Here is a 21,679-nt window from a genome sequence, read left to right on the forward strand (position 1 = left end):
TTTCATAAAAACAATCCATCCCCGACGGGTGTCCTTGTAGGATTCCCACAATCGATGACCGGACAGGAGGCATATTCTCATGGGCAACATGCAATTCACAGAGGAACAGGAATCGGTCATTTGCACAAGGGGAAGGAACATGCTGGTGTCCGCCGCAGCCGGGTCCGGCAAGACGGCGGTGCTGGTGGAGCGCATCATCCGAAGGGTGCTGGACCAGGAAAATCCCCTGGAGATCGACCGTCTGCTGGTGGTGACATTCACCCACGCGGCTGCCAGCGAGATGCGGGAAAGGATCGGCGAAGCGCTGGAAAGAGCCATGGAATCCCCCGAAGGAGGCAGGTTCCTGAACCGTCAGATGACCCTCCTCCCAACGGCAGACATCATGACCATCCATGCCTTCTGCCTGAAGGTCCTGCGGACCTACTATGACCGGATCGGGCTGGATCCGGGGTTCCGCGTGGGGGATGAGACGGAACTTGCCCTGCTCAGGCACCAGGTCATGGAAGAGGTGCTGGAGGCCAAATACGAGGAGGGCGACCCTGGGTTCCTCCGCCTGGTGGAAAGCCATGCCTCCGGAAAAACGGACGAACGTCTGGAGGAGATGGTGGAGGAGGCCTATGCCTTCGCCATGAGCAACCCCTGGCCGGTGGAATGGCTGCGGAGCTGCCTGGAGAAGACGGATGTGCGGGACCTGCAGACGTACCGCCGCACGGAATACTACCGGATCATGCGGAAGGAGGTGGGGAGGATCCTGCAGGAGGCAAGGGAACACATGCAAGCTGCGGCGGAAATCGCCTCCATGGACCAGGGCCCTGGAAAGTACAGGGAAACCATCCGGGTCTACCTGGAGCATGTGGACGGGCTGGAACGGGCGGTGGAGGAGGAGGACGGCCAGGCCCATGTCCGGGCCGCATTCCCTTCCCAGCGGTTGAGCACCGCCAGCAAAGGGGTGGATCCGGAGCTCCGGGAGGAGGCCAAGAGGGAAATCGAAGCCGCCCGGGAACTCCTGAAGCCCCTCCAAGCCACATGGTTCAACGGGGACGACAACCGGAAGCTGGCCCATCTCGGGTTCCAGCACGACATCATGGAAGTGTTCGTGGAGCTTGTGGAATCGTTCCTGGAAGCCTACGCCCAGGAAAAGGTCCGCAGGAACCTCATAGACTTCAACGACATCGAACACCATGCACTGGAGATCCTGCTGCCTCTGGGTGAGGACGGGACCAGGATTCCCTCCCAGGCGGCCAGGGACCTGCGGAAACAGTACGTGGAGGTTCTGGTGGACGAGTACCAGGACAGCAACGAGGTCCAGGAGGCCATCCTGTCCTGCGTCTCCCGGGAGGGGGACGGGGAACCCAACCGGTTCATGGTGGGGGACGTGAAGCAGAGCATCTACAAGTTCCGGCTGGCCAAGCCGGAAATCTTCATCCAGAAGTACCATGCCTACGGTTACGGCCATGGGACCCACATGAAGGTCGACCTCCAGAAGAACTTCCGGAGCCGGAGGGAGGTCCTGGAGGGGGTCAACGCCGTTTTCACCCGGATCATGGGTCCGGAGCTGGGGGACGTCGCCTATGACGAAAAGGCCCGCCTGAACCCAGGGGCCTCCTACGCTCCAGGTCCGGGATACCTGCCCGCGGTGATGCTGGTGGACAGGAAAGAGATGGAGGAAGGGGAGCAGGACCTGAAGACGCCCCAGCTGGAAGCCAGGGCCGTGGGTCTGAAGATCCAGGAGCTGGTGCGGATGGATCCGCCCTTCCAGGTTTACGACAAGCAGCTGGATGGCCTGCGGCCCCTGCGGTACAAGGACGTCACCGTGCTGATGCGCTCCCCTGCGGGCTGGACGGATGTGTTCCTGGAGGAATTCAAGTCCCTGGACATTCCCGTCCACGCCCAGGGAGCCACCGGATATTTCGAGAGCGTGGAAATCCGGATCATGGTAAGCCTGCTGCAGGTGCTGGACAATCCCAGGCAGGAGATCCCCCTTTATGCCGTGCTGCGCTCTCCGGTGGTGGGCTTGAGCGGCAACGAGCTGGCAAGCATCCGGGGGGGCGGGGAAGGGATGGAGCTGATGGACGCCCTGGAGGTGTTCGCATCCAGGGAGGACCTGGACAGCGGCAACGGGCTGGAGGCCAAGGTATCCCGGTTCCTGGATCTCCACAAGGAACTGCGGGAGCAGGCGGGAACCCTGCCGGTCCATGAGCTGCTCCTGAAAGCCTACGACCTGACGGGCTACTATGCCTACGCCTCCCTGATGCCCGGGGGCAAGCAGCGCCAGGCCAACCTGGACCTTCTGGTGGACAAAAGCCTGGCTTACGGAAAAACGGGCTCCCAGGGGATTTTCGCCTTCCTCCGCTACCTGGAACACATCAAGAAGTTCTCCATCGAAATGGGGGAGGCGAGCCTCTTCATGGAAGACGACGACCTGGTTCGGATCATGAGCATCCACAAAAGCAAGGGCCTGGAATTCCCCGTGGTCTTTGTGGCCGGCCTGGGGAAGAAATTCAACAAGATGGACCTGAACAAGAGTCTGGTCCTCCACCAGGAGCTGGGGTTCGGCGTGGACTATGTGGATCTGGACAGGCGCTACCGGCTGGAAACCCTGGCCAAGACAGCCATCCGGCAGGTGGCCCAGCGGGAACTCCTGTCGGAGGAGATGCGGATCCTCTATGTGGCCATGACCAGGGCCAAGGAAAAGCTCTTCCTCTGCGGAACCGTAACCGACCTGGAGAAAAAGAGGGAGACCTGGTCCCGCGTCCCCACAGGCGGTCCGGTACCCTTCGGCCGCCTGTGGGGAGCCGGCAGCCTGCTGGATTGGGTCATGCTCGCTCTAGAAGACGGAGGGGCCTCGGGTTGGGAGGTGGCGGTCGTGCCGCCCCAAGACCTCCAGGAGGCGCCTATCCTGGCCAGGGAAGCCTATCTGGAGGACATGGGGGAATGGCTGGAGGGGCCTGTGGATCCGGAGGCGCTTGCGGAGCTGTCCGCCGTTTTGGACTGGTCCTACGGACATGAAGTGGAGACCAAGGTGCCCGTATCCACCACCGTCTCCGCATTGAAAAGGGCTTTGCCGGCCGAAGACCGGCAAGGAACGGAGGCGGAATCCAGGGATTTGGAGCCCGGGGGGACGGAACCCGCCTTCATCCGCCAGGCCAGGGAGTCCGCCGGACATCTGGGAGGTGCGGCCCTGGGAACCGCGTACCACAAGGTGCTGCGCCACCTGGATTTCGGTCCGGACCGGACGTCGGGGAGGCTGGAAGCCTATCTGGCGGAATTGGAGGGGAGGGGCGTCCTCACCCCTCTGGAACGGAGGCACATCAGGGTCAGGGAACTGGAACGCTTCCTGGGGACTTCCCTGGCCGCAAGGATGGGGGAAGCCGCCGCCAAGGGGATGCTGGAACGGGAACGACCTTTTGTGGTGGGCATCCCAGGCAGGGAGCTGTCGAAGGCTTACGACACGGAGGAGACGGTCATGTTGCAAGGGGTGATCGACGCCTATTTCGAGGAGGAAGGCGGCTATGTCCTGGTGGACTACAAAACGGACAAGGTGGCCCCCCGGGAGGAAGGGACGCTGCGGGAAAGGTACAACTCCCAGATGGGCCATTACCGGAGGGCGTTGGAGCAATTGGGAGGGAAAAAGGTGAAAGAGGCCTATATCTACAGCTTTCCTTTGGGAAAGGCATTGACAATCGAGGGGGAGGATGTATAATATGTCCAGATATGGACGTTTTGCGGAAGTCTACGACCTATGGATGCAGGAGACCCCCTATGGGGATTGGGCGCAGAACCTGCTGGAGATCTGGAAACGTTGGGGATGCGCTCCCCGGCTGGTGCTGGACCTGGGCTGCGGAACGGGTAACATGACGCAGCTGCTGGCGGAAAAGGGCTACGACATGATCGGTGTGGACCTTTCCGGGGAGATGCTTGCAAAGGCCCAGGAAAAGGCCGAAGCCAAAGGGTTGGAAATCCTGTACCTGCAGCAGGACATGACGGAGTTCGAGCTCTACGGCACCGTGGATGCGGTGGTTTCCATATGCGACAGCATGAACTACCTGCTGGAAGAGGCGGAGCTTCTGGAAGCCTTCCGCCTGGTGGAGAACTATCTGGATCCGGGCGGACTGTTCATCTTCGACATGAACACGGAATACAAGTTCGCCCAGGTGTACGGGGACGGGACCTACGCCTCCTGCCACGAAGGATACGCCTACATCTGGCAAAACGCCTACTACGGGGATGAAATGGTCAACGAATACGAGGTGGCCTTCTTCATCCGCGAGGAGGACGGCCGCTATGAGCGCTTCGACGAAGTGCACCAGGAGCGCGCCTATCCGCCGGAACGGGTGACGGACCTGCTGGAGCAGGCCGGCCTGTCGGTGGAGGCGGTCCTGGACGCGGACACCATGGAGCCCCCCACTTCCGTTTCGGAAAGGCTCTATTTCGTTGCGAAGGAAGTCCGCAAACGCGCCTTGGAAAAACAAGAACCCATGGAATAGGAGATGCATATGGAGAACAGGATCATTAGAGGAACAGCCGCGAACCACCAAGTCCGTGCGTTTGCGGCAGACACGCGCCAGCTTGTGGAGGAGGCGAGACGGATCCACGACACCAGCCCGGTGGCCACCGCCGCATTGGGCAGGCTGCTGACGGCAGGCAGCATGATGGGTGCCATGCTGAAGGGGGAACAGGACGTGCTGACCCTGCAGGTGCGGGGAAACGGCCCGCTGGAGGGGATCCTGGTCACCGTGGATTCCAAGTCCAGGGTGAAGGGGTATGTCAACCATCCGGAGGTGGACCTGCCCTTGAACAGCAAAGGGAAGCTGGATGTGGCCGAAGCGGTGGGGATCGGCCTTCTGACGGTCATCAAGGACATCGGCATGAAGGAACCCTACGTGGGACAGACCCATCTGGTCACCAGCGAGATTGCGGAAGACCTGACCTACTATTTCGCCACTTCTGAACAGACGCCATCGGCGGTTGCCCTGGGCGTGCTCATCGACCGGGACCGCACGGTGAAACAGAGCGGAGGGTTCATCATCCAGTTGCTCCCGGAGGCGGAAGAGGATGCGGTGAACCGGCTGGAGACGAACCTCAGCCGGCTCCGGCCGGTGACCGAACTGCTGGAAGAGGGAAACACCATGGAGGATATCCTGGGGATGGTGATGGAAGGTCTGGATTTCGTCGTCAGCGAGGTCACGGAGACCTCCTATTACTGCAACTGCTCCAAGGAAAAGGTAGCGGAGGCCCTCTTCAGCGTGGGCAAGGAGGAGCTGGAGGACATGATCGGCGAAGGGAAGCCTGTGGAGCTTCACTGCCATTTTTGCAACAGCCGGTATCTGTTTGAAATCGACGAGGTGAAGGACCTGCGGGACCGGATCGGTTAGACGGCCCGGCGCGCCCGCCGCTTTGCCTGCAAGCAAAGTCTGGTCCCAAGCGGGCTCGGACGAAGTGTCCCACCCTGCAAAAAGGGAACCCGACAGGTTCAGGATTTTCCAAATCCCTGAACCTGTCGGGTTCCCTTTGTTTATTGTATTAAAGGAAGGTCCTGCGGGGAGCCGCTTTTATCGACCAGCTTTATTGCTGCGCCTACCTTTGGTCAGATGAAAAGGTTGTGGTAGGCGTCTTCCGCTTCGCCCAGATAGGCCGCCACGCCACCGAAGTCGACGCCGTCAATCAGCTCCTCCTCGGTGATCCCCATGACGTCCATGGACATGGTGCAGGCCACGAACTTCACTCCCGCCTTCTGTGCGGATGCGATCAGCTCGTCCAGGGTGTTCACATGCTTGTTTTTCATGGTCATCTTCATCATGGCGGTTCCCATTCCGCCCATGTTCAGCTTGGACAGGGGGAGCTTGCCGGTGCCTCTGGGCATCATGGCCCCGAACATGGCGTCCAGGAAGGTCTTCTTCACAGGGACCTTTTCGGCTTTGCGGAGGATGTTCAGCCCCCAGAAGGTGAAGAACATGGTGACCTTCTTGCCCATGGCAGCCGCGCCGTTGGCGATGATCAGGGACGCCAGGGCCTTGTCCAGATCGCCGGAAAAGACAACCATGGTGCTGCCATTCTTCTCCGCCGCGGCGGCCCGGTGGCCTGCCAGCGTCGGGGCGCCCTTCTTGATGTAGGCAACGAATTCCCTGTTCCGTTTTTCGCTCTTCAGAAAGGTGTTGCCGGTCTTCTTGGCCCAAGCCTGCACATCCACGATGAAGCCGGGGTCGGTGGCGGAAACCTCCAGAATGTCGCCGGGGTTCAGGGTAGGCATCGTGTTGTTCACCTGCATGATGGGGCCGGGGCATTGCAGACCGCATGCGTTCAGCTGGACGGTCTGGACGCCCTGCAGGGCCTCTTCGGGTTTGGGCTCCACGAACTCGGGGGCTCCGTCGTCACCCAGGGAATGGACCGTATCCGTCACCACGCAAAGGGGATTGGTGTAGTCCTTGTAGAAGTATTTGTAGAGGTTGTATCCTCCAAGAAGGTTCTTTGCCTGGAAGCCCAGCTGGCTCAGGATCCTGGCGGCCACATAGCCCCGCAGGCCGACAGCGCAATAGACGACGATGGTCTTGTCCTTTGGAAGCTCTCCTTGCCGCTGGCGCAGGTCGTTCACAGGGATGTGGATGGAGCCTGGAATGAAGCCCAGTTCCCTTTCCACATCCTCCCGGACATCCAGAACCAGGGTGTCGTCGGCGCTCAAGTTCCCTACCTCGTCCCAGCGCACAACCTCCTGGTCCTTGTTCAGGATGTTTTCGGCGGTGAATCCGGCCATGTTGACGGGATCCTTGGCGGAGGAAAAGGGAGGGGCGTACGCCAGCTCCAGCTTCTTCAAGTCGCTGACGGTGCCCCCCAGGCGCATGGCTGTGGCGATGACATCCACCCGTTTTTCGACGCCGTCGTATCCTACGGCTTGGACTCCCAGAATCTTTCCGTCGGAGGTGAAGATCAGCTTCAAGGTCATGGGCATGGCTCCGGGGTAGTATCCTGCATGGGACTTGGGTTCTATGACCGTGACGAAATAATCCTTTCCATAGACCTTGCCCAGCCGATGGAGGGCCTTTTCGTTGGCGCCGGTGGAGGCTACGGTCAGGTCGAAGACTTTGGCGACGGAGGTGCCCATGGTGCCTTCGTACGGTTCAAGACGTCCGGCGATGTTGTTGGCCACAATCCTTCCCTGTTTGTTGGCGGGGCCCGCGAGGGGGATCATTGTGGGTACGCCGTTCACGAAGTCCACCACCTCGATGGCGTCGCCCAGCGCGTAGATGTCCGGGTCGCTGGTCTTCAGATGGGAATCCACGACGATGCCTCCCCTCTGGTTGACGTCGAGTCCTGCATCCTTGGCCAGCTCCCCGTTGGGGCGGATGCCTATGGACAGGATGACCATGTCCGCATCCACCTTGGTTCCGTCCTGGAGTTCGACGGTGGTGCTGCCATCCTTGTAGGTGAAGGACTTGACACCGTTCTTCAGGTACATCTTCACGCCCTGGCTGGACACATGGCTGTGGACCAGCTGCGCCATTTCGAAGTCCACCGGCGTCAGCACCTGGTCCGCCATCTCCACCAGCGTGACGTCGATGCCGAGCTCGTGGAGGTTCTCCACCATTTCAATTCCGATGAATCCGCCGCCGATGACCGTGGCCGTCTTCACCTGGTTCTTTTCCACATAGCCCTTGATGGCGTCCGTGTCCGGTATGTTCCACAGGGAAAAGATGTTGGGGCTGTCGATGCCGGGGATGGGGGGCTTCAGGGGAGAGGAGCCTGGGGAGAGCACAAGTACGTCGTAGGTTTCCTTGTAAGTTTCCCCGGTGGCGTGGTTGCGCACGGAAACGCTTTTTTCCTTCCGGTGGATGGCGGTCACCTCGTTTTCGATGCGCACGTCCATGTTGAAGCGGGCACCCATGGCTTCCGGCGTCTGGACCAGCAGTGCGTTCCTGTCTTTGATCACGCCGCCGATATAGTAGGGGAGGCCGCAGTTTGCAAAGGAAATGTATTTGCCACGCTCGAAAAGGATGATTTCAGACTCCTCGTCGATCCTTCTGAGTCTGGCGGCGGTGGTGGCCCCACCGGCCACGCCGCCTACAATCAAGATTTTTTTAGCCATTTTTCGAATCTCCTCCATGTCTTTGGTTGATGTGCAGCCGGCCTTGGACCGGCAAATAGTTTGTTATCGGTTTAACAAGACGGGCCAAAATTGGTTTCGGGCCATCCCCGCAAGAACCAGTTATCTATATATTACAATAATTGAATGATTATGTCAAGAGGTTCCTGGAAGGTTGTTTTCCGGAATCTGGAAAGGGTTTCAGCTGACAATATGGAAAGCAGAATATTCGAACAATGAGAAAATTTAGTCTTTAAATATCTTATAAAAAAGGCTTGCCAAACGGAATTATCTGATGTATAATAAATCAAAGGTTGGAACCTTCAACCTTTATAACCAACCAATCGTAAGCAGCTTACGGCATCCAGAAAAGGAGTGGTGATTGTGAAAAGCATACTCCAGATGGTAGGGTTCATAAGGGCAGTAAATTAAGCCCCCAAGCGGAGCGGGGCCAGAAGCAGCATGTAACCGCATCCCCGCCGTAAAGAAGACGGATTGTGGTAACCGACTTGTTTGATACGAAGTAGGATTGGTGCATGGCAAAGACCATGGTGCAATCAAAAGGTCACAACGGTCGGCTGACAGTTGCAATCAATATGAGACACATTTAAAGTCTAAGCATAGTTTACGGATATGATTCGGGACGGATTGCAGCACGCGAACAGGTTCGATGAAAGGATCGTTCGCAGCGCGAGACAGTGCCGAAGGGTAGATGATGGCAGGAATTTAAATCAGGAGTAGGAATGGTCTTCACAAGGAAGAGTTCCAATCCGGTCGCGTAGTTGATTGTGACGTGGCAAGTAGCAGTTTAACCGTTTGATAAATTGTCCGACAAGGAAGTTGTTCAAAACAGTAAAACCTGCAACTGTCGATATGCTGTGGACATGAAGTGGAATTTGATGAAACTGAATAATAAGAAGTCCTACGTACGATATCTGGACTTTGAGAGGAAGGCAGAGATGCAGGAGTGAAAATCCGGTCCCTGCCTTCTTCCTGTGCGTGGACAGGGAGGGAAGCATGAAGGTTACGGTCATCAGCGTGGGGAAGGTCAAGGAGTCCCATTACGCCAATCTGTTGGAATCCTATGGAAGAATCCTGGAAAGGCGCATCCCCTTCCAGGCCATCGAGGTGGCGGATGAGAAGGCGCCGGAGAACTTGAGCGAGGCCCAGAAGGGGCAGGTCAAGGAAAGGGAAGGGGAAAGGATCCTGCAGCAGGTGCGGAAGGAAATGACCTTGGTGGTTCTGGCCATCGAAGGAAGGGAATGGGACACGCCGAAGCTGGAAAGGCAGATGCGGACCTGGGCGGACCAGGGGAAGCCCCATGTGGCGTTTGTGATCGGCGGTTCCCTTGGCGTGTCGGAGAAGGTCTTGGCCAGGGGGGACCTGCTGCTCAGCTTCTCGAAGATGACGTTTCCCCACCAGCTGATGAAGGTCCTGCTGATGGAACAGTTGGCCAGGGTGTCGCCTACTTGTGGTAGGCATGGTTGTTGAGGATCCTAAAGGCCCGGTAGACCTGTTCATAGAGGACCACCGCAGCCAATAGGGGATCCGTGTCCATTCGGCTGAGGGCGATGGCGGTGTCGGCGGGGAGGCCGGTGGGGCCCACCAGAAAAGTGACGTCGGATGTGCCGCTTATGGCCAGGGATTCCAGGGTTTCGGCAAAGGATTCCGAGTCCATCTCCCGGACATTCCGGAAGGGACCGGCGGTGGGGATTGCGATGGTGTAGGTCTGTCCCCGGGATTTGAGGTCTTTGGCCAAGGCTGCCCCTTCGGTGCAGCAGCGCAGGGAAATTTTGCAGTATTTGCCGAGCCGCTTGCCATATTCCTGCAAGGCAGCCAGCATGTCCTTGTTTTTGTGGCCTGTGGCCACCAGAACCCGCAGGTGCATCATGGGATGTTCCCCCTTTTTGGATGATGTGGATATTTTACCACAAACGGGTGTTTTACACTACCGGTAGGAATGTTATAATGGGGGGGATGGCAAAGGCCGATCGGAACAAGGAGGAGGATGCGATGCTGATAAAGGCAGAAGGCAAGGAATATGTTTTGGAAGAGGCGGGGTGCTATGCCTTTGAGATTGGGGAGGGCCTGGAAGTGGAGGGCCTCGACTTCGAGCGTGTGTCCGGTTTCATGGAAGAAGGGGGCGTTCTGGAGTTCGAGCCCGCCTATTATGACAGCTGGTGTGAAAACTGCGAACATGGAAAAGGAGGGAAGGCCAAGAGTTACCGGTTCCTGGCGTTCGACTTCTATATTTTCACCAAGGAGGGGCGCATAGTGGCAAGCAGCCTGGACAAGGATTACCAGGAGCATGGGGTGCTGGCCATGGAGAAGAAGGGGATGGTGGACGGAAGCCTGCTGGTGGAGGTGGTACTGTGCCCCAACTGCGGAGAATACTCCATCGAAGTCCTTCCCTGCGACTTCTAGCAAATGCCGCCCCCACGAGAAAGCATGCTTGGAAAAGGAAAAAAGCTGGACAAGGTCGCCCCCTGTCCAGCTTTTTTCCTTTTCCAGGCCTACGCGATGCCGTGGGCCTTTTCGTATGCTTCAATCTCCTCTTCGTGGAGGAGGGTGAGGGCGATGTCGTCCAGGCCCTTTTGAAGCTTCTCCGTGTAGAAGTCGTCCAGCTCGAAGGTGTAGGCGAGACCCTGGTCGTCCGTGATGGTCTTGTTCTCCAGGTCCACCAGCAAGCGGTACCCTTCGGTGCTTCCCGTACGCTCGAACAGCACGTCCATCTGCCCATTGGTGAGCTTTATGGGCAGGATGCCGTTGTTCAGGCAGTTGCCGTAGAAGATGTCCGCAAAGCTTGGGGCGATGATGACCCGGAATCCGTAATCCTGTAGGGCCCAGGGGGCATGCTCCCTGGAAGAGCCGCAGCCGAAGTTTGCGCGGGCGATCAGGATGGAAGCGCCCCTGTAGCGGGGCAGGTTCAGGGTGAAATCCGGAATTTCCTTTCCGGCCTCGTCGAAACGGAACTCATAGAACAGGAATTGGCCGAAGCCGCTCCGTTCGATCCGTTTCAGGAACTGCTTTGGAATGATGGCGTCCGTATCCACGTTTGTGCGGTCCATGGGGGCCACGAGACCGTTTTGCCTTACGAATGGTTCCATGCTTCTCTCCTCCTAATCCAGTGTGCGCACGTCGGTGAAATGGCCGGTGACTGCGGCTGCCGCAGCCATGGCGGGAGACACCAGGTGGGTTCTGCCGCCCCTTCCCTGGCGTCCTTCGAAGTTTCGGTTGGATGTGGATGCGCAGCGCTGTCCAGGCTGCAGGACATCCGGGTTCATGGCGAGGCACATGCTGCAGCCGGATTCCCTCCACTCGAAACCGGCTGCCTCAAAGACCTTGTCCAAGCCTTCCGCCTCGGCGGCAAGCTTGACCTTCTGGGAACCTGGAACGACGATGGCGGTGACGTTTTCAGCAACTTTGCGGCTTTTGGCGACCGCGGCTGCCGCACGCAGGTCCTCGATCCGTCCGTTGGTGCAGGATCCGATGAAGACATAATCGATGGGGATTTCCTTCATGGGGGTGCCGGGAAAAAGGCCCATGTATTCCAAAGCCTTCTCCGCGGATTTCCGCTCTTCCGCTGTGGGGAAGGATTTCGGGTCGGGCACAAGGTCGTTGATGCCTGCGCCCATTCCGGGGCTGGTCCCCCAAGTCACCTGCGGGGCCAAGGAATCCAGGTCGAATTCCAGGGTCGCGTCATAGACGGCGTCCGGATCGGAAACCAGGGATTTCCAACGCTCCACGGCGTCGTCGAAGGCAACGCCCTGGGGTGCGTACCGGCGTCCCTCCAGGTAGTTGAAGGTGGTCTCGTCGGGTGCGATCAGTCCCGCCCGGGCGCCGGCTTCGATGGCCATGTTGCAGACCGTGAGGCGGCCTTCCATGGACAAGGATTTGACGGCGTCTCCCGTGAATTCGATGACATGGCCCGTGGCGAAGTCCGTGCCGTATTTTCCGATGATTCCCAGGATCAGGTCTTTGGCGGTGATGCCGTAGCCGAAGCGCCCCTTCACAGCCATGTTCATGGTTTTGGATTTCTTCTGGGGAAGGCACTGGGTGGCCAGGACGTGCTCCACCTCGCTGGTGCCGATGCCGAACGCAAGGGCTCCGAAGGCTCCGTGGGTGGCCGTATGGCTGTCGCCGCAGACAATGGTTTTTCCAGGATGGGTCAGGCCCAGTGCGGGTCCGATGACATGGACGATTCCCTGCTCCGGGCTGTTCAGGTCATATAGGGTGATTCCGAAATCCGCGCAGTTTTGGGACAAGGTCTCGATCTGCTTCTTGGAGATGGGGTCCGTGATGTTGTAGCGGTCCTTGGTGGGTACGTTGTGGTCCATGGTCGCGAACGTGCGTCCGGGCCTGCGGACTTTCCGCCCTGCAAGGCGCAATCCCTCAAAGGCTTGGGGGGACGTGACTTCATGGAGCAAATGCAAATCGATGTAAAGGATGCTCTGGGCATCCTCTTCAGAATGGACCAAGTGCTGGTCCCAGATTTTCTCGTAGAGCGTTTTACCTGCCATTCCTTCACCTTTTCCATTCTGGACATGCGTTCTGTCCTGTTGTTGACGGTTGACGCAGACATGGTTCGTGCCTGTTGGGGTGCGTGCGGGGCACGCACCCTGATGCAATCCATTATAAAGTGAAAGTAGGAAAAAGTCTAATGGAATTGCCGGCCATTTCCATTAGAACTACAATTGGAACGTAAAATGTTGTATAATATAGACAGCGGAACCGTTGAATTGCGCTTGAAAAAAACAAAGGAAAGGACATTGTCGGAATATACAAGCGACTCTGATGCAAGGGGGTGGTTCCATGGAAGCGGAAGAAAACCGGCAGGAGGAAGAGTACCTGACATTCTACGAGGAAGAGCCGGAAGAGGAGGAGGCTCCGGTCGAGGAGCAGCAAGAGTCCTGGAAGGTCCTGATCGTGGACGACGAGGATTCGGTGCACAGCGTGACAAGGCTGGTCCTGGACAACTTCGAGTTCAACGGAAGGAAGCTGTCCTTGTACAGCGCCTTTTCCCAGGTCCAGGCCATGGACCTGATGCGGCAGCATCCGGACATCTCCCTCATCCTTCTGGATGTGGTGATGGAGGCCCACGATGCGGGGCTGACCTTTGTCCAATACGTCCGGGAAGAACTGAAGAACAAGCTGGTGCGGATCATACTGCGGACGGGACAGCCGGGAAGGGCGCCGGAGCGGCAGGTGATCGTGGACTACGACATCAACGACTACAAGCTGAAGACGGAGCTGACGGCGGACAAACTGTTCGTTTCCGTCGTGACCGCACTGCGTTCCTACGAGGACCTGTTGGCGCTGGTGAAGAACGAGCAGGGACTGGAGCAGATCATCGAAGCGTCCGCAAAGATCTTCCAGGAGAGGGCGTTGCAGCGGTTTGCGGAGGGCATCCTGCAGAGCGTATGCAAGGTCATGTCCTGGAAGCTGGAGGATTTCTCCAAGGATTCGGCTGCGGTCCTGTTCGCCAGTGTCCAGGAAGGGCCGTTCAAGGCCATGATCGGTACGGGACAGCACGTCCCGCTCCAGGGGAAGCTCCTGGAGGAGGTGGAGGACCGGGAGATGCGGGAGCTGGTCCAGGCTGCTGCCCGGGAGCGGAAGACCAAATACGAAGGGAACAACGTATGCCTGTACATCGAAGTGGACCAGCAGCTGTCCTACGCGTATCTGCTGCACCGGAAGAAGGCCCTGGGGGATTGGGAGAAGTACATGATGGAGATCCTGGTCCACAACATGAGCATCGCCATGAACAACATTTCGCTGACCGATGAGCTGGAGGCCACCCAGAGGGAAATCCTCTTCACCCTAGGAGAGATTGCGGAGGCAAGGTCCAAGGAGACCAGCGACCATGTGCACCGGGTTGCCGATTATTGCAGGTTGCTGGCATTGAAGGCGGGCATGCCGGAGAAGGAGGCGGAAATGCTCTGGCTTGCCTCTCCTGTCCACGACATCGGCAAGCTGGCGGTGCCGGACCGCATCCTCAACAAGCCGGACAGGTTGGACGACCGGGAATACGAGGTGATGAAGGATCATGCCCGGGCCGGAAAGGAAATCCTGAGGAATTCCAAACGCTTCGTGCTCAAGGCCGGAGCCATCGTGGCCGGACAGCATCACGAACGCTATGACGGGAAAGGGTATCCGGAAGGGCTTGCAGGGGAGGGGATCCACATCTACGGAAGGATAGCGGCCATTGCGGATGTTTTCGACGCGCTGGCCAGCGACCGGATCTACAAGAAGTCCTGGGATATGGAGCGGATCAGAGAGTTCTTCGAGGCGGAAAAGGGAAAGCGCTTCGACCCCTGGCTGGTTGACCTTTTCCTTGGGAATATGGAAGAGTTTTTGGAAATCAAGAAGCGGTACGACGAGGCCGCTTCCAACACCATGGAATGATGAACGGGGTGATCCTATGAGCTTCAAGGTATTTGACAACAAACGGCCCACCATCGGCGTGCTGATGGACAGTCTGAACGCCTTTGACGAGTATTTCGAGCAGGAATTCGCCTATCTCTGCAACAAGATGGACCTGAACCTGCTTTTGTTCCCTGAGGAGTTGGCGACCCGGTTCAGATCGGACAAGAAGGGGACCAACATCGCCTTCCAGTTCCTGAACAGCAATGCCATCGACGGGCTTGTGCTCATGAACAACGCCATCTCCATCTATGAGGAGGAGGAACAGTTCCGGCGGGTCTTCGAGAAATACGGAAAGCATCCCCTGGTGTGCGTCGGAAACGACCTGGAGGGGGTAACCACGGTGGTGGAGGACGGCAGGAGCGGCCTGCGGGGAGCCCTGCGGCATCTGATCGAAGACCACGATTACAGGGAAATAGCCATCATCAACGGGGAGAAGACCCACAGGCATGCCGTCAACCGGTTCAACACCTACAAGGAAATGCTGGAGGAGTATGGAATCCCCTACGACGAGAAGCGGGTGGTCCAGGGGGACTATACGGTGGAATCCGGCCGACAGGGTGTGGCCAAGCTGCTGGACGAGAACAAGGCCACCTTTGAAGCGATCTTTGCCGCCAACGACGAAATGGCCATCGGAGCCATGGAGGAGCTTATCCGGCGGGGATACAGGATTCCGGAAGACATGAAGATCCTGGGGTACGACGATATCAGGCCGGTGCAGTTCGATTTCTCTCCCCTCTCCACCGTCAGCCAACCGGTACGGGAAATGGCCAAAGCGGCTTTGGAGCAGGTCTTGGCCCAAATACAAGGGGACATGTCCGTCAAGAAAATCGTGCTGCCCTCCCACTTCGTGAAAAGGAACACCTGCGGGTGCTCTGTGGAAGTCATGGTGAACAGGGAGCATCTTGTGCATCAGGGTATCGAGAGGATCATCCAGGACCAGGAATACAAAAGTTTCATGATGCAAAGCGTGCACGAGGTGGCTTCCGCGGGAGACACCGAAGCCCTGCGGGAATCCATCGTGCAGGCACTGCCCCACCTGGGAATCCGGAACATGTTCCTTGCCTTGTACGACAAGGAGGCGAAGGAGGTCCAGCAATGGAAGATACCCTTGAAATCCAGCGTGTTCCTGGCATACAGGGAAATGGAACGGATCCGGGAGGTGGAAGGCAGGGAATTCGTCACGGAGGAAATCATCCCTAGGGAATTGCAGTTGGTGGATGGAAGGAAGACCATGATCCTGGGGCCCCTGTACTTCCATGAGGAGCTTCTGGGGTACACCTTCTTCGAGCTGGGCATGCAGTACGCCCGGATTTACGAGTCCATCCGGAAGCAGATCGCCACCATCCTGAAGTTCATCCTTCTGCTGGAAGACATCCGGCAGACACAGGAAAGGCTCATCGAGTCCGAAAAGATGGCGGCCTTGGCCAACCTTGTGGCGGGCGTCGCCCATGAGATCAACACCCCCATCGGTGTCAGTGTCGCCGCGGCCTCCTATCTGGAAAAGCAGAACCGAGACATGGCGGCGGCCTACGAGGCGGGAAAGGTCAAGAAATCCGAATTCGAGCAGTTCCTGGACAACAACCTGGAGACCGCCTCCATCCTCATGCAGAACCTGAACAAGGCAGGGGAATTGGTAAACAGCTTCAAGAACATTTCCGTGGACCAGACAAGCGAGCAGAAACGGATCTTCCAGGTGCGTTCGTATCTGGACCAGATCCTGCTGAGCCTGAAACCGAAATTGAAGGACAGGGATGTGGATGTCCATATCGATTGCGATGAGGAACTTGCGGTGTTGGGGTATCCGGGGGCCTTTTCCCAGATCATCACCAACCTGGTCTTGAATTCCCTGTCCCATGCCTTCCGGGAAGACGAGGAAGGGACCATCCGCATCCAGGTGGAGAAGGTAAGGGAGAAGGTGCGGCTGGTCTACAGCGACAACGGCAAAGGGATTCCGGAAGAAGACCTGGACAGGATTTTCGAGCCCTTCTACACCACAAACCGCTCTGGCGGAGGAACGGGTCTGGGACTCAACGTCATCTACAACCTGGTGCGCCAGAAGCTGGACGGTCAGATCCGCTGCACCAGCAAACAGGGAAAAGGATGCAGGTTCGAGGTGGAATGGAAAGAGCAGTAGGAGGGGGAAGCAAAAAACAGCAGGGTTACAAAAAGAACAAAACTTCCGATACAATTGACAAAAGATTATCAATCGCATATGATTATCATACAGATACACAAACTAATGTTAAACTCCCGAGGAGGCAAGAAAGATGAAAAAACTGATTGCGATCATGATGGTCCTTGCACTGGGTGCGGCTTTGCTGGTGGGATGCGGCCAGAAGGAAGAAACACCGGCGCCGTCGGGCGACGGAGCCACAAGTGGAACGGAAGCTCCCGCAAACGGGGAAGCTGCTTATGAGGATGGCGTGTATTTCGCCGCCACAGAAGAATTCCCTGCGGACAACGCATGGAAGGGTGCGGTGACCGTGGTGGTGGAAGGCGGAAAGATCGTTTCCGCCGACTTCAACGGAATCAACAAGAACGGCGGCCCCACCAAGAAGGAAGTGTCTGCGGCAGGGAACTACCCCATGGTGGAACGGGGCGGAGCCATCGCCGAGTACCATGAGCAGGCCGCGTTGGCGGAGGCTTATCTGGTGGAGACCCAGGATCCGACACAGATCAACTATACCGGCGAAGACGGCGTGACCGATGCCATTTCCGGCGTCACCATCAAGGTCCAGGAGTACTTCGAACTGGCCCAGAAGGCGCTGGCCGCAGGCCCCATCATCGTGGGTCCCTACAAAGACGGCGGCTACCAAGCGGAAGAGGCGGCCTTCACCAACGGATGGAAGTACAATGTGGGACTGACCGTCCTGAACGGAAACATCGTAGCGGTCAGCTGGAACGGGAGCAACGAGGAAGACCCCGAACAGACCAAGAAGCAGGCTTCCATGGATGGCAACTACCCCATGGTGGAGCAGGGCGGAGCCATTGCGGACTGGCATGTGCAGGCGGCGGAAGTGGAGAAGCATCTGCTGGAGACACAGGACCCCACGGACATCAACTATACTGGGGAGGACGGCGTGACGGACGCGATTTCCGGCGTCACCATCAAGGTGAAGGCGTTCTTCACCTTGGCGGAGGAGGCGCTGAAAGGCGCCAGGTAATCCCAACAGGGGAACGGGTAGCGGGAAGGAGGCTTTAGAGGAACTCTAAAGCCTCCTTCTGCAATCCGGACCTTAAGGAAGCGGAACGGAGGAGGTGCTTCATGGGACGACACAAGAGAAGGGCAGGAGGCTTGCTTCCCGGTCTGTTGGCGCTGCTCCTGCTCCAGGGATGCGTCGGACAGGAGGTGGTGGTGGAGCGCTCCGGCTTCAGCCTGAACACCGTGGTTTCCATCCAGATCATGGACCATGGGTCGGAGGAGATGCTGGACACCATCTTCGAACGGATCAGGGACATCGAGGACAAGATGTCCGCCACCAGGGAGTCCAGCGACATCAGCCGAATCAACGGGAATCCGGGAAGTTCGGGAGTTCCGGTTTCGGAGGACACCTACCGGGTGGTGGAAAGGGGACTGGCGTTCGCGGAGATGACAGGAGGCAAGTTCAACATCGCTTTGGGGCCTGTAACCGGACTGTGGAAAATAGGGACGGAGGATGCCAGGGTTCCGTCTCCGGAGGAGATCCGGGAAGCCCTGGAGCATGTGGATTACCGGAAAGTCCGGATGGATCCCAAGGAACGGACCATCTACTTGGAGGACAAAGGGATGCGCCTGGACTTGGGGGGGATCGCCAAAGGATATGCTGCGGATGCCGTGGCTGAAATCCTCCGGGAGGGGAAGGTCAAGGGGGCCATCGTGAATCTGGGAGGCAACGTGTTCGCCCATGGAGAGAAGGCGGATGGGTCCCCCTGGAAGATCGGTGTCCAGGGACCCTTCAAGGAGAGGAACGACTATGTGGGCATTGTGGAGGTGCGCAACGAGACGATTGTGACATCAGGGCCATACGAGCGCTCTTTCGAACAAGATGGCGTGCTGTACCACCATATCATGGACAACGAAACGGGATATCCTGTGGACAACGGGCTTGCATCCGTGACGATTGTGGGGAAAAACTCCATGGATGCGGACGGGCTTTCCACTGCGGTCTATGCCATGGGATTGGAAGCCGGCATGGCCTTTGTGGAGGGAATGGAAGGTCTGGAGTGCATCCTCATCACCAACGACCGGGAAGTCCATCTTTCCAATGGAATCAGGGAACGGTTCAGCTTGAAGGACCAGGAATACAAGATCATACAATAGGGATGGACATGAAAGAAAGGAGCAACCATGGGAGACAAGATCAAAATAACCGTCCTGGGCGCAGGTTATGGAGGGATCCTGACAGCCAAGAAGCTGGCCAGGAAGTTCAAGAAGGATGACCAGGTGGAATTGACCGTCATCGACAAGAATTCCTACCACACCATGTTGACGGAGTTGCATGAGGTGGCGGCGGGCCGGGTTCCTGAGGACGCCATCCGCATCGACCTGAAGAAGGTCTTTGCTGGCCGTTCGGTGCAGGTCGTGCTGGATGAGATCACCGGCGTGGATTTCGGGAAGAAGATGCTGGAAGGCATGGACGGAAACTACCCCTACGACTATCTGGTGGTGGGCACCGGCTCGAAGCCGACCTATTTCGGATGCAAGGGAGCGAAGGAGCATTCCTTTCCCCTCTGGTCCTTCGAAGACGCGGTCAGGATCAAGGAGCAGATCCGGGAATCCTTCCGCAAAGCCAAGAAGGAGCGGAATCCCCATGTCCGTGCAAGACTTCTCACCTTCATGGTTGTGGGGGCCGGATTCACAGGGATAGAGATGATCGGGGAACTTGCTGAGTGGAAGGACAGGCTATGCAGGGACTATGGGATCCCCAAGGAAGAGGTCACCCTTTACCTGGTGGACATGGTGTCCCAGCTCCTCCCCCTTTTCCAGGAGCAGACGGCGGAAAAAGCCAAAGCCCGGCTGGAGAAGATGGGGGTGCGGGTGCTGCTCAATTCCAACATAACGGAAGTGGACAGCCATGCGGTCTGTGTGGAAGGAAAGGGCTGCATCGAGGCGGAAACGGTCATCTGGACCGCGGGAGTGGAAAGCAGCAGCCTGCTGGAGAACGTTGGACTGGAGAAGAAAGGCAGGGGACGGATCGAAACGAACGCCCATCTGCAGGCCTTGGGGCACGAGAACGTCTATGTGGTGGGGGACAACATCTTTTTCATCCCCGAAGGGGAAGACAGGCCGGTGCCCCAGATGGTGGAGAATGCGGAACATTCCGCATCGACCATCGCCCACAATATCGCGGCGGATGTGCAGGGCGGAGAGAAGCAGGTCTACAAGCCCCATTTCCATGGCGCCATGGTCTGCATCGGAGGCAAATACGGTGTGGCGGAAGTGGGCATGCCTGGAAAGTTCATGCCCTTCAGCGGATTTCTGGCGATGTTCATCAAGCACTTCATCAATGTGGTGTATTTCCTCCAGGTGGCCGGGTTCAACAAGGTCTGGACCTATCTGATGCATGAGATTTTCCACGTGCCTGACGGCAGAAGCCTGTTTGGCGGTCATTTTTCCAAACGTTCCCCCAATTTCTGGCTCCTGCCCCTGCGGCTGTTCGTCGGTGCCAAATGGTTCCTCCAGGGATGGGAGAAGCTGCCGAAGGTGCTGAAGGATCCCGGTGAAATTTTCCTGATCCCAGCAAAGGCGGCGGACGCCGTTTCCGCGGCCACCGCATGGGAAGAGGAGGCCGGGGCGGCGGTGGAAGGCGCGTCCCAATGGGGCGAGGCCCTTCCTGTGCCGGGTTTCCTTGGGGACATGGTGGAATGGTCCATGGACCTTTTCTTCTACCATCCGGAAGGAGGGTTCACCACCTTGGCTTCGGTCTTCCAGGCAGCCATGGTTGTGGGAGAGGTCATCGTCGGCCTCCTGTTTCTGGCGGGACTGTTCACGGCCCTGGCCTCCATCGCCTCCATCCTCATGGGAGCCATGATTTGGGCTTCCGGCATGGCGCCGGCGGAAATGCTTTGGTATCTGGCAGCCGGTGTGGCGTTGATCGGCGGTTCCGGCAGCGTGTTCGGAATGGATTACTACGTGCTGCCCTTCCTGAAGAAGCACTGGAAGCGTTTGGGATTCGTAAATAAATGGTATTTGTTCACAGACTGATGCTGGTGGAAGTGGTGAAATGATGGGCAGTTATTGGGCGAAATATCCGGACATGGAAAAAAAACTGGCGCTGGTACAAGAGGAAATGGTGCGGCAGAACAGGACAAGTGAGCCGTTCTTCAACGAATCCCTGGAATATGTGGCGGCTGCCGGTGGGAAGATGCTGCGGCCGGCCCTTCTGTTGCTGGGAAGCGGGTTCGGCACGGCCGTTTCCGACCTGTTGCCTTTGGCCACCGCCGTTGAAATGCTGCATCTGGCTACGCTGATCCATGACGACGTCATCGACGAGGCGACCCTGCGGCGGGGAAAGGAAACCATCCAGAGCAGATACTCCAAGCGTTATGCCGTCTATATGGGAGATTACCTTTTCAGCAGGACTTTCACCCTTCTGGCAAGGAACGACACCAGTCCGGAGGTGCTGCAGGCCTTTGCCCGGGGAATCAGCATGGTATGCATGGGGGAAATCCGGCAGAACCATATGCGGTACAACATGGACGTCCAGGTGTTGACCTACCTCAAGATCGTTTCCGGGAAAACGGCCACCCTGTTCGCCGTGAGCCTGGCGGCGGGGGCCCAGGAGGCCCAGGCGCCCCAGGAAACGGTGAAGACCTTGGGCAAGATCGGGTACCAGATGGGAATGGCTTTCCAGCTGGTGGACGACCTGCTGGACTACGTATCGGACGCGGAGACATTGGGAAAAGAGGTCAGGAAAGACATCCTCCAAGGGTACTACACCCTGCCTGTGCTGCAGGCCCTCCAGGGACCCGGACAAGGCCGCTTGCGCGCCCTGTTGGAAGGGGGCCTGGAGGAGGAAGGGGACCTGGAAGAGTTCTGCAGCCTGGTCAGGAACAGGGGAGGCATCCAAGCCACCAGGGAGCTTGCCGCCCGCTACACGAACAAGGCCTTGGCGCTGGTGGAAACCTTGCCCGAGGCGGAAGAGAAAGGGATCCTGCGGGACCTGGTCCGGAATCTTCTGGACAGGACCTATTGAA

The 21,679-nt window shown here is 57.9% G+C and carries 16 protein-coding genes; 12 read left to right on the top strand and 4 right to left on the bottom strand.

All coding sequences use genetic code 11. The features are described from left to right. The first annotated feature begins 79 nt into the window (after positions 1-79). Genes addA through hslO form a run of 3 tightly spaced genes read left to right on the top strand, consistent with a single transcriptional unit; the run spans position 80 to position 5,375 of the window. Positions 80-3,703, top strand: a complete 3,624-nt coding sequence (gene addA / locus GXN74_RS02145) for a helicase-exonuclease AddAB subunit AddA (protein ID WP_162369278.1) — start codon at positions 80-82, stop codon at positions 3,701-3,703. 1 nt (position 3,704) lies between these two features. After that, on the top strand, positions 3,705-4,487 hold the full coding sequence (locus GXN74_RS02150) for a class I SAM-dependent DNA methyltransferase (RefSeq protein WP_162369279.1): 783 nt from the start codon (positions 3,705-3,707) through the stop codon (positions 4,485-4,487). A gap of 9 nt (positions 4,488-4,496) precedes the next feature. Further along, positions 4,497-5,375: an Hsp33 family molecular chaperone HslO gene (hslO, locus tag GXN74_RS02155; protein WP_162369280.1), complete on the top strand. Its 879-nt coding sequence runs from the start codon at positions 4,497-4,499 to the stop codon at positions 5,373-5,375. A gap of 212 nt (positions 5,376-5,587) precedes the next feature. Here the strand turns inward: hslO and GXN74_RS02160 are convergent, their stop codons facing one another. Next, positions 5,588-8,080: a DsrE/DsrF/DrsH-like family protein gene (locus GXN74_RS02160; protein ID WP_162369281.1), complete on the bottom strand. Its 2,493-nt coding sequence runs from the start codon at positions 8,078-8,080 to the stop codon at positions 5,588-5,590. A gap of 1,014 nt (positions 8,081-9,094) precedes the next feature. On the opposite strand from GXN74_RS02160, the gene GXN74_RS02165 reads away from it, so the two are divergent. Beyond that, the gene (locus GXN74_RS02165) at positions 9,095-9,568 is read left to right on the top strand and encodes a 23S rRNA (pseudouridine(1915)-N(3))-methyltransferase RlmH (RefSeq protein WP_162369282.1); all 474 of its coding nucleotides are present in this window, start codon (positions 9,095-9,097) and stop codon (positions 9,566-9,568) included. On the opposite strand, the gene GXN74_RS02170 is transcribed toward GXN74_RS02165, so the two are convergent. Continuing rightward, a complete protein-coding gene (locus tag GXN74_RS02170; RefSeq protein WP_162369283.1) occupies positions 9,543-9,968 on the bottom strand; it encodes a 23S rRNA (pseudouridine(1915)-N(3))-methyltransferase RlmH in 426 nt (141 codons plus the stop codon). The two genes, GXN74_RS02165 and GXN74_RS02170, sit on opposite strands and share 26 nt — an antisense overlap. Positions 9,969-10,090: 122 nt before the next feature. Between GXN74_RS02170 and GXN74_RS02175 the strand changes: the two genes are divergently transcribed. Further along, positions 10,091-10,501, top strand: a complete 411-nt coding sequence (locus GXN74_RS02175) for a DUF3785 family protein (RefSeq protein ID WP_162369284.1) — start codon at positions 10,091-10,093, stop codon at positions 10,499-10,501. Between the two features lie 89 nt (positions 10,502-10,590). Here GXN74_RS02175 and leuD read toward each other — a convergent pair whose 3' ends face one another. Next, the gene (gene leuD / locus GXN74_RS02180; RefSeq protein ID WP_162369285.1) at positions 10,591-11,184 is read right to left on the bottom strand and encodes a 3-isopropylmalate dehydratase small subunit; all 594 of its coding nucleotides are present in this window, start codon (positions 11,182-11,184) and stop codon (positions 10,591-10,593) included. A gap of 12 nt (positions 11,185-11,196) precedes the next feature. Next, positions 11,197-12,597 (bottom strand): 3-isopropylmalate dehydratase large subunit, encoded by a 1,401-nt coding sequence (leuC, locus tag GXN74_RS02185; RefSeq protein ID WP_162369286.1) that lies wholly within the window; start codon positions 12,595-12,597, stop codon positions 11,197-11,199. A gap of 292 nt (positions 12,598-12,889) precedes the next feature. On the opposite strand from leuC, the gene GXN74_RS02190 reads away from it, so the two are divergent. From GXN74_RS02190 to GXN74_RS02220, 7 genes are all read left to right on the top strand, one after another. Further along, positions 12,890-14,482 carry a response regulator gene (locus GXN74_RS02190; protein WP_162369287.1) on the top strand — a complete coding sequence of 531 codons (1,593 nt, stop codon included), beginning with the start codon at positions 12,890-12,892 and terminating at the stop codon, positions 14,480-14,482. A gap of 16 nt (positions 14,483-14,498) precedes the next feature. Then, positions 14,499-16,637 carry an ATP-binding protein gene (locus tag GXN74_RS02195; RefSeq protein ID WP_162369288.1) on the top strand — a complete coding sequence of 713 codons (2,139 nt, stop codon included), beginning with the start codon at positions 14,499-14,501 and terminating at the stop codon, positions 16,635-16,637. Continuing rightward, positions 16,622-16,774 carry a hypothetical protein gene (locus GXN74_RS02200; RefSeq protein WP_162369289.1) on the top strand — a complete coding sequence of 51 codons (153 nt, stop codon included), beginning with the start codon at positions 16,622-16,624 and terminating at the stop codon, positions 16,772-16,774. The genes GXN74_RS02195 and GXN74_RS02200 overlap by 16 nt, the downstream gene beginning before the upstream one ends. Then, positions 16,771-17,667 (top strand): FMN-binding protein, encoded by an 897-nt coding sequence (locus GXN74_RS02205; protein WP_162369290.1) that lies wholly within the window; start codon positions 16,771-16,773, stop codon positions 17,665-17,667. The genes GXN74_RS02200 and GXN74_RS02205 overlap by 4 nt, the downstream gene beginning before the upstream one ends. Positions 17,668-17,768: 101 nt before the next feature. Further along, positions 17,769-18,803, top strand: coding sequence for an FAD:protein FMN transferase (locus GXN74_RS02210; RefSeq protein ID WP_162369291.1), 1,035 nt, complete (start codon positions 17,769-17,771; stop codon positions 18,801-18,803). A gap of 27 nt (positions 18,804-18,830) precedes the next feature. Beyond that, positions 18,831-20,687, top strand: a complete 1,857-nt coding sequence (locus tag GXN74_RS02215) for an NAD(P)/FAD-dependent oxidoreductase (RefSeq protein WP_162369292.1) — start codon at positions 18,831-18,833, stop codon at positions 20,685-20,687. Positions 20,688-20,706: 19 nt separating this feature from the next. Next, the gene (locus GXN74_RS02220; protein WP_162369293.1) at positions 20,707-21,678 is read left to right on the top strand and encodes a polyprenyl synthetase family protein; all 972 of its coding nucleotides are present in this window, start codon (positions 20,707-20,709) and stop codon (positions 21,676-21,678) included. Position 21,679: the final 1 nt, after the last annotated feature.

Origin of the sequence: Anaerotalea alkaliphila (assembly GCF_010179735.1) — a bacterium.
GTDB lineage: Bacteria > Bacillota > Clostridia > Lachnospirales > Vallitaleaceae > Anaerotalea > Anaerotalea alkaliphila.